General features: G+C 72.0%; 8 protein-coding genes. 6 read left to right on the forward strand and 2 right to left on the reverse strand.

The annotated features are described in order from the left end of the window. Positions 1–33: 33 nt before the first annotated feature. Positions 34–696: a bifunctional DNA primase/polymerase gene (locus tag ACLF5H_RS07995; RefSeq protein WP_421675359.1), complete on the reverse strand. Its 663-nt coding sequence runs from the start codon at positions 694–696 to the stop codon at positions 34–36. Between the two features lie 503 nt (positions 697–1,199). Between ACLF5H_RS07995 and ACLF5H_RS08000 the strand changes: the two genes are divergently transcribed. From ACLF5H_RS08000 to ftsH, 6 genes are all read left to right on the forward strand, one after another. Next, positions 1,200–2,675: a hypothetical protein gene (locus ACLF5H_RS08000; protein WP_421675360.1), complete on the forward strand. Its 1,476-nt coding sequence runs from the start codon at positions 1,200–1,202 to the stop codon at positions 2,673–2,675. 268 nt (positions 2,676–2,943) lie between these two features. Further along, on the forward strand, positions 2,944–4,332 hold the full coding sequence (locus ACLF5H_RS08005) for an ammonium transporter (protein WP_199571197.1): 1,389 nt from the start codon (positions 2,944–2,946) through the stop codon (positions 4,330–4,332). Beyond that, positions 4,329–4,667, forward strand: a complete 339-nt coding sequence (locus ACLF5H_RS08010; protein WP_085566762.1) for a P-II family nitrogen regulator — start codon at positions 4,329–4,331, stop codon at positions 4,665–4,667. The genes ACLF5H_RS08005 and ACLF5H_RS08010 overlap by 4 nt, the downstream gene beginning before the upstream one ends. 58 nt (positions 4,668–4,725) lie before the next feature. After that, on the forward strand, positions 4,726–7,191 hold the full coding sequence (locus tag ACLF5H_RS08015) for a [protein-PII] uridylyltransferase (RefSeq protein ID WP_421675361.1): 2,466 nt from the start codon (positions 4,726–4,728) through the stop codon (positions 7,189–7,191). A gap of 97 nt (positions 7,192–7,288) precedes the next feature. Beyond that, positions 7,289–8,839, forward strand: coding sequence for a signal recognition particle protein (gene ffh / locus ACLF5H_RS08020; protein WP_421675362.1), 1,551 nt, complete (start codon positions 7,289–7,291; stop codon positions 8,837–8,839). Positions 8,840–8,969: 130 nt separating this feature from the next. After that, a complete protein-coding gene (gene ftsH / locus ACLF5H_RS08025) occupies positions 8,970–10,913 on the forward strand; it encodes an ATP-dependent zinc metalloprotease FtsH (RefSeq protein ID WP_421675363.1) in 1,944 nt (647 codons plus the stop codon). A gap of 7 nt (positions 10,914–10,920) precedes the next feature. Here ftsH and ACLF5H_RS08030 read toward each other — a convergent pair whose 3' ends face one another. Beyond that, the gene (locus ACLF5H_RS08030) at positions 10,921–11,760 is read right to left on the reverse strand and encodes a methyltransferase domain-containing protein (RefSeq protein WP_421675364.1); all 840 of its coding nucleotides are present in this window, start codon (positions 11,758–11,760) and stop codon (positions 10,921–10,923) included. Positions 11,761–12,073: the final 313 nt, after the last annotated feature.

Consider the following 12,073-nt stretch of genomic DNA (forward strand, 5'->3'; position numbering starts at 1 on the left):
GCGTGCCGACCGCCTTCCCCGGACGGGACGCCCCTACGACCGCCACCGCGACCGGTGCGCCACATACGCCAGCGTGCCCAGCAGCAGCCGGGCCGCCGGGGGGCGGGTCGCGGAGTCGAGGGCGGGCGGGCGCAGCCAGCGCACCGGGCCCCGGCCGCCCCGGTCGCAGGGCGGCGCGGTGATGTACGTACCGGCCCCGAGGCCGCGCAGATCGAGGGTGCGCGGGTCGTCCCAGCCCATGCGGTACAGCAGCCGGGGCAGCTCGGCCGCGGCGCCCGGGGCCACGAAGAAGTGCGCCCGGCCCTCCGGGGTCACCGCCACCGGACCCAGCGGCAGGCCCATCCGCTCCAGCCGGACCAGGGCGCGCCGGCCGGCCGACTCGGAGACCTCCACGACGTCGAAGGCGCGGCCCACCGGCAGCAGCACCGAGGCGCCCGGGCACTCCGCCCACGCCTTGGCCACATCGTCCAGCGTGGCCCCGGCCGGCACCTCGGGCGCGAAGTCGAGCGGATGCGCGCCCGGCTCCGGACAGTCCTCGAACCCGCAGGAGCAGGCGCCCGCCGCGGCTCGCGCGCCCGGCACCACGTCCCAGCCCCACAGCCCGGTGAACTCGGCGACGGTGGTGCACTCCGCGGACCGGCCACGCCGACGCGTGCCGGAGCGGATCTCGCGAATGCCGCCGATCGTGAAGCCCATGCCCCCTCCAACGGGTCCAGCGCGCCGGTGGTTACGACACGGAACGAGACGGAAGCGGAACGTAACGCTACGGCTCCGACCGCCTTCGTCGTGACGGAACCGGGGCGGCGCTTTGAAGCATGCCGGGTGGCGCGCCGGGATTCACGCGCCCCTTTGTGCATCGCTCCGCCCGCTTGCGTTCGTCCTGTGTCAAGTGAATCGCGTGCGACGGAACGGGAGTTCATTCGAAGGGGTGGCGAATGGTGGCGTTTCTCTGATCCGCGTGGCTGAGCCGGTGATCACAGGGTTACTGTGAGTGTGCGGAATCCTCGGGGCACATGCGCCCCCGGGTATGCCGGGGGCAACCCGAAGGCGACTCGGCGGTAACCCGATTGAGGCCCGAGAACGGCTCGGTATCGCGTTCGAAGGCTGAGAACCGGGGGACGCCGGACCGTATTTACCGGCATTCTGATAGGGCTTGGCGCACTCAGGCGGCAAGAGGTCTCAGGGATGGGGGCGTTCCAGTGGGCGTCAATGGCGGAAGCGGGACAAACGCTGACAAGCGCCCCAATGAGCTGCTCGGCTCGTGGTTCGTGCGCAGCGGCTGGTCCAAGGGCGAGCTGGCCCGCCAAGTGAACCGCAGGGCACGCCAGTTGGGCGCCAACCACATCTCCACCGACACCTCACGGGTGCGCCGCTGGCTGGACGGCGAGAATCCGCGCGAGCCGATCCCGCGCATCCTCTCGGAGCTGTTCTCCGAGCGCTTCGGCTGCGTGGTCTCCATCGAGGACCTGGGCCTGCGCGCCGCCCGCCAGTCGACCGCCGCCTCCGGTGTCGACCTGCCCTGGACCGGCCCCCAGACCGTCGCCCAGCTCGGCGAGTTCTCCCGCAGCGACCTGATGCTCGCCCGGCGCGGCTTCCTCGGCACCTCCCTCGCGCTGTCCGCGGGCCCCTCCCTGATCGAACCCATGCAGCGCTGGCTGGTGCCCACCCCCGGCACCCCGGCCACGCCCGCCCCCGAGTCCGCCTTCGACTCCCGCAGGCCCGGCCGCCTGTCCAAGCCGGAGCTTGAGCTGCTGGAGTCCACCACCCGGATGTTCCGCCAGTGGGACGCCCAGTGCGGCGGCGGACTGCGCCGCAAGGCCGTCGTCGGCCAGCTGCACGAGGTCACCGACCTGCTCCAGGAACCCCAGCCCGAGGCCACCACCCGCAAGCTCTTCAAGGTCGCCGCCGAACTGGCCGAACTGGCCGGCTGGATGTCGTACGACGTCGGGCTCCAGCCCACCGCGCAGAAGTACTTCGTCCTCGCGCTGCACGCCGCCAAGGAGGCGGGGGACCGGCCGCTCGGCTCGTACATCCTCTCCAGCATGAGCCGCCAGATGATCCACCTCGGGCGGCCGGACGACGCCCTGGAGCTGATCCACCTCGCCCAGTACGGCAGCCGCGACTGCGCGGGTCCGCGCACCCAGTCCATGCTGTATGCGATGGAGGCCCGCGCCTACGCCAACATGGGCCAGCCCGGCCGCACCAAGCGCGCGGTGCGGATGGCCGAGGACACCTTCTCCGAGGCCGACGAGTGGGACGAGCCGGACCCCGACTGGATCCGCTTCTTCTCCGAGGCCGAGCTGTACGCGGAGAACTCCCACTCCTTCCGCGACCTCGCCTACAGCGCGGGCCGCAGCCCCGCCTACGCCTCCCTCGCCGAGCCGCTGATGCGCCGGGCGGTGGACCTGTTCGCCAAGGACAGCGAGCACCAGCGGTCGTATGCGCTCAATCTGATCGGCATGGCCACCGTGCATCTGCTCCAGGACGAGCCCGAGGCCGGCACCGAGTTCGCCTCGCGGGCGATGACCGTGGCCAAGAAGGTCCGCTCCGAGCGCGTGAACACCCGTATCCGAAAGACCGTCGGCACGGCCGTGCGGGACCACGGCGATCTCGGTGCCGTGGTCGACCTCGCCGAACAGCTCGCCGTCGACCTCCCCGAGTCCGAGGCCGTCTGACCCGGCCCGCACCCCCGAAACCCCGGCCGCGGCCGGACCTCCCGAACCGCCCGACTCGGCTCCCCCAACGCCAGGTCATCGAGAGGCCCGCGCCGCGGCCGGTTCATGGACGCGTAACACACAGGTCGTCTTCGTCACCCCGGTGAAACAACGAGTGGCTTCCGTGGAAACGGTGCTACGTCAGTCTCTGGCGCATACCGGCCCCCCACCCCACCGGACCGCCGAGGCACCGCCCGCACGGGGCGCCCCGATCGACGAGGAGACGCCGATGGCCCCAGCCATCATGCTTGCGGCGGACGCACCCAAGCTGTCGTCCGCCAACACAGGCTTCATGCTCATTGCTTCCGCCCTGGTGCTGCTCATGACCCCGGGCCTGGCCTTCTTCTACGGAGGCATGGTCCGCGTCAAGAGCACCCTGAACATGCTGATGATGAGCTTCATCAGCATGGGCATCGTCACCATTCTGTGGGTGCTCTACGGCTTCTCGATGAGCTTCGGCACGGACCACGGCTCGCTGATCGGCTGGACCTCCGACTTCGTCGGCTGGACCGGCATCGGCAAGATGGACCTGTGGCCCGGTTACACCATTCCGGTCTTTGTCTTCGCCGTCTTCCAGATGATGTTCGCGATCATCACACCGGCCCTCATCAGCGGCGCCCTCGCCGACCGGGTGAAATTCAGCGCCTGGGCCGTCTTCCTGGTGCTGTGGGTCACCATCGTCTACTTCCCCGTCGCCCACTGGGTCTGGGGCACCGGCGGCTGGGCCTACGAACTGGGCGTGATCGACTTCGCCGGCGGTACGGCGGTCCACATCAACGCGGGTGCCGCGGCCCTCGGCGTCATCCTCGTCATCGGCAAGCGCGTCGGCTTCAAGAAGGACCCGATGCGCCCGCACAGCCTGCCCCTGGTCATGCTCGGCGCCGGTCTGCTCTGGTTCGGCTGGTTCGGCTTCAACGCCGGTTCCTGGCTCGGCAACGACGACGGCGTCGGCCCCCTGATGTTCGTCAACACCCAGATCGCCACCGCCGCCGCCATGCTCGCCTGGCTCGGCTACGAGAAGATCCGGCACGGCGCCTGCACCACCCTCGGCGCCGCCTCCGGCGCGGTCGCAGGCCTCGTCGCCATCACCCCCTCCGGCGGCGCGGTCACCCCGCTCGGCGCGATCGCGGTCGGCGCCATCGCCGGTGTCGCCTGCGCCGCGGCCGTCGGACTGAAGTTCCGCTTCGGCTACGACGACTCCCTCGACGTCGTCGGCGTCCACATGGTCGGCGGCATCATCGGCTCCCTGCTGATCGGCTTCTTCGCCAGCGGCACGGGCCAGTCCACCGCCACCGGCGTCTTCTACGGCGACCACTCCTTCACCCAGCTGTGGAAGCAGTGCGCGGGTGTCGGCGGTGTCCTCGCCTACTCCCTGATCGTCTCCGCCGTCCTCGCCTTCCTCCTCGACAAGACCATCGGGATGCGGGTCACCCAGGACGAGGAGGTCTCCGGCATCGACCGCGCCGAGCACGCCGAGAGCGCCTACGACTACAGCGGCGCCGGTGGCGGCGTCCTCGGCTCCGCCCTCTCCGCCGCGGCCGGCGCGGGCGGCGGGAAGCAGCCGGAGAATCAGGGCGACAAGAAGAGCGGGAAGCAGACCAAGAAGGTGGACGCATGAAGCTCATCACGGCCGTCGTCAAGCCGTACCGGCTCGACGAGATCAAGGAGGCCCTTCAGTCCTTCGGCGTCCACGGACTGACGGTCACCGAGGCCAGCGGCTACGGTCGGCAGCGGGGCCACACCGAGGTCTACCGCGGCGCGGAGTACACCGTCGACCTGGTCCCCAAGATCCGTATCGAGGTCCTCACCGAGGACGACGACGCCGAGGAACTGATCGAGGCCATCGTCAAGGCCGCCCGCACCGGCAAGATCGGCGACGGCAAGGTCTGGTCGGTCCCGGTCGAGACGGCCGTACGCGTCCGCACCGGGGAACGCGGCCCGGACGCCCTCTGAGATCAGCCCTGGAACCGAGATCAGCCCTGGAACACCGGAACGGAACGGGAGTCGCTGGGTGACGGGAACGGAAGAGCGGACATCGGCCGAGAGCCCCGGACCCGGCGGCTACGCGGCGGCCCGGCTGCGCCTCCTCACCGAGGGGGCGCGGACCGGGCCGCCGCGCCGCGCCGCCCTCGCCGAACTGACCGACGACTGGCTCGCCGGACTCTTCACCGCGGGGGCCGGGAAACCCCAGGGCATCTCCCTCGTCGCCGTCGGCGGCTACGGCCGCGGCGAGCTGTCCCCGCGCAGCGATCTGGACCTCCTGCTGCTGCACGACGGCTCCGACCCCGCCGCGGTCGCCGCCCTCGCCGACCGCCTCTGGTACCCCGTCTGGGACCTCGGCCTCGCTCTCGACCACTCCGTACGCACCCTCGCCGAGGCCCGCAGGACGGCCGGCGAGGACCTCAAGGTCCAGCTCGGCCTGCTGGACGCCCGGCACCTCGTGGGCGACCTCGGCCTGACCGCCGGACTGCGCACCGCCGTGCTCGCCGACTGGCGCAACCAGGCCCCCAAGCGGCTGCCCGAGCTGAAGGAGCTGTGCGACGAACGCGCCGAGCGCCAGGGCGAACTGCGGTTCCTGCTGGAACCCGACCTCAAGGAGGCCCGCGGCGGACTGCGCGACGCCACCGCGCTGCGCGCCGTCGCCGCCTCCTGGCTCGCCGACGCCCCCCGCGAGGGCCTGGCCGAGGCCCGCCGCACCCTGCTCGACGTCCGTGACGCCCTCCATCTGAGCACCGGCCGCGCCACCGACCGGCTCGCCCTCCAGGAACAGGACCAGGTCGCGGCCGAGCTGGGGCTGCTCGACGCCGACGTCCTGCTCCGGCAGGTCTACGAGGCGGCCGGCGTCATCTCCTACGCCACGGACGTCACCTGGCGCGAGGTGGGGCGCGTGCTCCGCTCGCGCGCCGTACGACCGCGCCTGCGCGCCATGATCGGCGGCGGTAAACAGGTCGCCGAACGGTCCCCGCTGGCCGAGGGCGTGGTCGAACAGGACGGCGAGGTGGTGCTCGCCCGCGCCGCACGCCCCGAACGCGACCCCGTGCTCGCGCTGCGCGCCGCGGCCGCCGCCGCCCAGGCCGGCCTCCCGCTCTCCCCGTACGCCGTGCGACGCCTGGCCGCGGCCGCCCGCCCGCTGCCCACGCCCTGGCCCGCGGAGGCCCGCGAGCAACTGGTCACCCTGCTCGGCTCCGGCCGCCCCACCGTCGAGGTCTGGGAGGCCCTGGAGGCCGAGGGGCTGATCAGCAGGCTGCTCCCGGACTGGGAGCGGGTCCGCTGCCGCCCCCAGCGCAACGCCGTGCACATCTGGACCGTCGACCGCCATCTGATCGAGACCGCCGTACGGGCCGCCGCGCTCACCCGGCACGTCCACCGCCCCGACCTCCTCCTGGTCGGGGCCCTGCTGCACGACATCGGCAAGGGCTGGCCCGGCGACCACTCGGTGGCCGGCGAGATCATCGCCAAGGACGTCGCCACCCGTATCGGCTTCGGTCCCGAGGACGCCGCCGTCCTCGCGACCCTGGTCCGCCACCACCTCCTGCTGATCGACACGGCCACCCGCCGCGACCTGGACGACCCCGCCACCGTCCGCTCCGTCGCCGACGCCGTCGGCACCCAGGGCACGCTGGAACTCCTGCACGCCCTCACCGAGGCCGACGCCCTCGCCACCGGACCCGCCGCCTGGTCCTCCTGGCGCGGCTCCCTCGTCACCGACCTCGTCCGCCGCGTCGGCGCCCTGCTCGCCGGGGGCCTGCCGGACGAGCCCGCGCCCACCGCGCCCAGCGCCGAGCAGGAACGCCTGGCCGTCGAGGCGTTCCGCACCGGCGGCCCGGTCCTCGCGCTGCGCGCCCGCAGCGAGCCGGTGCCCGCCGAGGAACCGTCCGGCGCGCCCGAGCCCCTCGGCGTCGAGCTGCTCATCGCCGTACCCGACCAGAGCGCCGTGCTGCCCGCCGTCGCCGGTGTCCTCGCGGTGCACCGGCTCACCGTCCGCACCGCCGAGCTGCGCACCCTGCGGCTGCCGCAGGACGTGCACGACGGCGACGGCGACGCCTCGGTGCTGCTGCTCGACTGGCGGGTCGCCGCCGAGTACGGCTCCCTGCCCGAGGCCGCCCGGCTGCGCGCCGACCTGGTCCGCGCCCTGGACGGCTCGCTCGACATCGGGGGCCGCCTCGCCGAGCGCGACGCCGCCTATCCGAGGCGCCGGGGCCTGCTCGCCCCGCCGCCCCGGGTGACGGTGGCCCCCGCCGCCTCCCACCACGCCACGGTGATCGAGGTCCGCGCGCAGGACGCCCCCGGCCTGCTGCACCGCATCGGCATGGCCCTGGAGAAGGCGGGCGTCCGGGTCCGCAGCATGCACGTCTCGACGCTGGGCGCCAACGCGGTCGACGCCTTCTACGTGACGACCGGCGCGGGCGCGCCGCTGCCGGAGCAGGACGCGGGGTCGGTGGCGAGGGTGCTGGAGGAGACGCTGCGGGCGCCCTGAGGGACGCCGAATGCGACGGGCGGGGACTGATGGCCTGCCGGGCCGGATACCCTGGAGGGCAGCCCAGATCCCTCCGACCCCGAGGACCGACGCCACCGTGTTCGATACCCTCTCCGACCGCCTCAGCGCGACTTTCAAAAACCTCCGCGGCAAGGGCCGGTTGTCCGAGGCGGACATCGACGCCACGGCACGCGAGATCCGCATCGCGCTCCTCGAAGCGGACGTGGCCCTTCCTGTCGTCCGTACGTTCATCAAGAACGTCAAGGAACGTGCCCTCGGCGCCGAGGTCTCCAAGGCGCTGAACCCGGCCCAGCAGATCCTCAAGATCGTCAATGACGAGCTCGTCACCATCCTCGGTGGCGAGACCCGGCGCCTGCGCTTCGCCAAGCAGCCGCCCACCGTGATCATGCTCGCGGGTCTCCAGGGTGCCGGTAAGACCACCCTCGCGGGCAAGCTCGGCCGCTGGCTCAAGGAGCAGGGCCACTCCCCGCTGCTCGTCGCCTGTGACCTCCAGCGCCCCAACGCCGTCAACCAGCTCAGCGTCGTCGCCGAGCGCGCGGGCGTCGCCGTGTACGCGCCGGAGCCGGGCAACGGCGTCGGCGACCCGGTCAAGGTCGCCAAGGACTCCATCGAGTTCGCGAAGACCCGCGTACACGACATCGTCATCGTCGACACCGCCGGCCGTCTCGGCATCGACCAGGAGATGATGCGGCAGGCCGCGGACATCCGCGACGCCGTCTCCCCGGACGAGATCCTCTTCGTCGTCGACGCCATGATCGGCCAGGACGCCGTCAACACGGCCGAGGCGTTCCGGGACGGCGTCGGCTTCGACGGTGTCGTCCTCTCCAAGCTCGACGGTGACGCCCGCGGTGGTGCCGCGCTGTCCATCCGGCAGATCACCGGCAAGCCGATCATGTTCGCGTCGAACGGCGAGAAGCTGGACGAGTTCGACGCGTTCCACCCGGACCGGATGGCCTCCCGCATCCTCGACATGGGTGACCTGCTCACCCTGATCGAGCAGGCGGAGAAGACCTTCAGCCAGGAAGAGGCCGCCAAGATGGCCTCCAAGCTGGCGTCCAAGAAGGGCCAGGACTTCACCCTGGACGACTTCCTGTCCCAGATGGAACAGGTCAGGAAGATGGGCTCGATCTCCAAGCTGCTCGGCATGCTGCCGGGCATGGGGCAGATCAAGGACCAGATCCAGAACATCGACGAGCGCGATGTCGACCGCACCGCCGCGATCATCAAGTCGATGACCCCGGGCGAGCGCCAGGACCCGACGATCATCAACGGCTCCCGCCGCGCCCGTATCGCCAAGGGTTCCGGTGTCGAGGTCAGCGCCGTGAAGGGCCTGGTCGAGCGGTTCTTCGAGGCCCGCAAGATGATGTCCCGGATGGCCCAGGGCGGCGGCATGCCGGGCATGCCGGGGATCCCGGGCATGGGCGGCGGCCCCGGCCGGCAGAAGAAGCAGCAGAAGAAGGCCAAGGGCAAGCAGCGCTCCGGCAACCCGATGAAGCGCAAGCAGCAGGAGCTGGAGGACGCCCAGCGCCGCGAGGCCGCGGCCCAGAGCGGCAACGCCTTCCAGCTGCCCCAGCAGGGCGCCGAGGAGTTCGAGCTGCCGGACGAGTTCAAGAAGTTCATGGGCTGACGGTCGTACGACATGGCCGTATGACATGACGGCCGTACGACTTTGCCGTACGGCTTGGAAGGGCGCCTCCTCTCCGAGGGGGCGCCCTTCATCATGTGCCGTGAGCCGCTATCTGCCTTAACGTCCCTATATGAGCAACGCGCCGCCCCCGCGCAAGGACCCGGAGCAGCCGTGGCGCGCCGAGGGCACCCCGGAAGGGCCCCGGCGGTCCGGTGGGGGAGGGCTTCGGGGCGGGAAGTGGTGGGGGCTCCTCGTCACCGCGGTGATCGTCTTCCTGCTGGCCTATCTCGGCCTGAACTACCTCGGCCAGGCCAATCAGCCGACGATCTCCTACACCGAGTTCAGCCGGCAGGTCTCCGAGGGCAATGTCGCCACGATCTACTCCAAGGGCGACGCGATCCAGGGGCAGCTGAAGACGTCCCGGAGCAATCCCGAGGGCGGTGGCCGGTACACCAAGTTCAAGACGCAGCGTCCCGCCTTCGCGGACGACCGGCTGTGGCAGAACCTGAGCGGTCATGGCGTCACGGTGACCGCCCGGCCGATGGTGCAGGAGCGCAGCTTCCTGTCCAATCTGCTGCTCTCCCTGATCCCGATCCTCGTCCTGGTCGCGGTGTGGGTGTTCTTCGCCCGTAAGCTCGGCGGCTCGCTGCCCGGCGCGGGCGGTCTGTTCGGGCGCCGGGCGCCGCCCAAGCCGGTGGGGCCCGAGCCGGAGACCCGCCGTACGACGTTCGCCGACGTGGCCGGGATCGACGAGGTCAAGGGCGAGCTGGACGACGTGGTCGACTTCCTGGAGCACCCCGACGCCTACCGCAAAATGGGCGCCAAGCTGCCCCGGGGCGTGCTGCTCGCGGGCCCGCCCGGCACCGGCAAGACACTGCTCGCGCGGGCGGTCGCGGGCGAGGCCGGGGTGCCGTTCTTCTCGGCCTCGGCGTCGGAGTTCATCGAGATGATCGTCGGCGTCGGCGCCTCCCGGGTGCGCGAGCTGTTCGCGGAGGCCCGCAAGGTGGCCCCGTCGATCATCTTCATCGACGAGATCGACACCATCGGCCGGGCGCGCGGCGGCGGTACGGCCATGAGCGGGCACGACGAGCGCGAGCAGACGCTCAACCAGATCCTCACCGAGATGGACGGGTTCTCGGGTTCGGAGGGTGTGATCGTCATCGCGGCGACCAACCGCGCCGACATCCTGGACCCGGCGCTGACCCGCCCCGGCCGCTTCGACCGGGTGGTCACGGTGGCCCCGCCGGACCGCGCGGGCCGTGAGGCGATCCTGCGGATCCACACCCGGGACGTGCCGCTGGAGCCGGACGTGGACCTGGCCCGGATGGCGCGCGCGACCCCCGGTATGACCGGCGCGGACCTGGCCAACCTCGCCAACGAGGCCGCGCTGCTCGCGGTCAAGCGCAAGCAGGAGCGGGTGACCGGCGCGGATCTCTCCGAGGCGCTGGAGAAGGTCCAGCTGGGCGCCGAGCGGACCCTGGTGATGCCGGAGGAGGACCGGCGGCGTACGGCGTACCACGAGAGCGGCCATGCGCTGCTGGGCATGCTCCAGCCGGGCGCGGACCCGGTCCGCAAGATCACCATCGTGCCGCGCGGCCGGGCGCTCGGGGTGACGATGTCCACGCCCGAGGTGGAGCGGTACGCCCATTCGGAGGAGTATCTGCGCGGTCGGATCATCGGTGCGCTGGGTGGCATGGCCGCGGAGGAGGTCGTCTACGGCGTGGTCACCACGGGCGCCGAGAGCGACCTCGAACAGGTGACGAACATCGCCCGTGCGATGGTGGCCCGCTGGGGCATGAGCGAGCGGGTCGGCCGGTTGTCCGCGCTGCCGAGCGACGCCCAGCAGGCGTACGGGCTGGCCGCCGCGCCCGGGACGCTCGATGTGATCGACACCGAGATGCGGCGGATCGTGGACGAGTGCTACGACGAGGCGCGGCACAAACTCCGGGACCACCGGGGCCAGTTGGACGCGCTGGCGCTGGCGCTCCTTGAGCACGAGACGCTGGAGGAGGCGGACGCGTACCGGATCGCCGGGATCACGCGACTGGCCAAGGACCCCGAGGAGCCGCGCTGACCGTGCCTCATGGGACGCGGGCGATCAGATAGCGGAAGACATTGGGCATCCAGACGGTGCCGTCGGCGCGGCGGTACGGATGCAGGGCCTCCGTCAATTCCTTGTCGACCTGCTTGGCGTCGGTCGCCGCGATCGCCGCGTCGAAGAGCCCGGTGGACAGCAGTCCGCGCACCGCGCTGTCCGGGTCGGCGTAGCCGAACGGGCAGGAGACCCGCCCGGAGCCGTCCGGGCGCAGCCCCGCCCGCTGGGCGGCCTCCTCCAGATCGTCCCGCCGGGCCGGGCGCCAGCCGCCGTCGCTGCGCAAAGGATCAGCCAGTTTCGCCGCGACGCGCAGCACGCCGGAGGTGGCGCAACGTTCCTGCGGACCCCAGCCGGCGAGCACCACGGCGGTGCCGGGCACGGCGCGCGGGAGCGCCTCCACGAGCAGGTCGGCGAGCGCCCGGGGGTCGCCCGAGGGGCCCCGGACCGGGTCGAGTGCGGTGATCAGGTCGTACGACTCGAAGGTCTTGGCGTCCGCCGGTGAGCCGTGCAGGAGTTCCGCGCGCGGGACGCCGCCGTTCGGCGGGAGCAGCCGTTCGCGGGCGAGGGCCAGCAGACCGGGGGAGGGGTCGGCGCCGGTGACGGTGGCGCCGCGGGCGGCCGCGAGGAGAAGGGCGAGGCCGGAGCCGCAGCGCAGGCCCAGCAGGCGGGTGTCCGGGCCCACGTCGAGCCGTTCGTACACGGCCTCGTGAAGCGGGACGAGCACGCGTTCCTGGATCTCGGCCCAGTCCCGCGCGCGTGCCCCCGCGTCCTCGTGAGCCGCGGGGGCCACGTGCGGCGGATGCCGCCGTACGAGCGAGGCTGTCATGGATAAGCGCTCCCATCCGCCGACGGTTCGCCGCTGTGTCCGGCCGTGTGTGGCCCCCGTGCCGCCCTCGCGGACGTTCCACGTATGCCAGGTAACTCCCGCCTCGCGGCCCCGTCCAGGGGTCGAGGGGGCCCGCTTGGACGGAGTGCGCCGGTGTGGCGAGAATTCACATCCCGGCAATCAGGCTGCCCTTACGGTGATCACGCCGGAGGACGGGCCGGTGCCGGGGGGCGCGGTCGCGCACGGTAACGTCGCGACCGGCACGGGCGCCGGCCGAGGTGATGCTCGGCATCCAGAGCGGCCGAATCGCCCC

The organism is Streptomyces sp. LaBMicrA B280 (assembly GCF_049222185.1).
Classification (GTDB): Bacteria; Actinomycetota; Actinomycetes; order Streptomycetales; family Streptomycetaceae; genus Streptomyces; species Streptomyces murinus.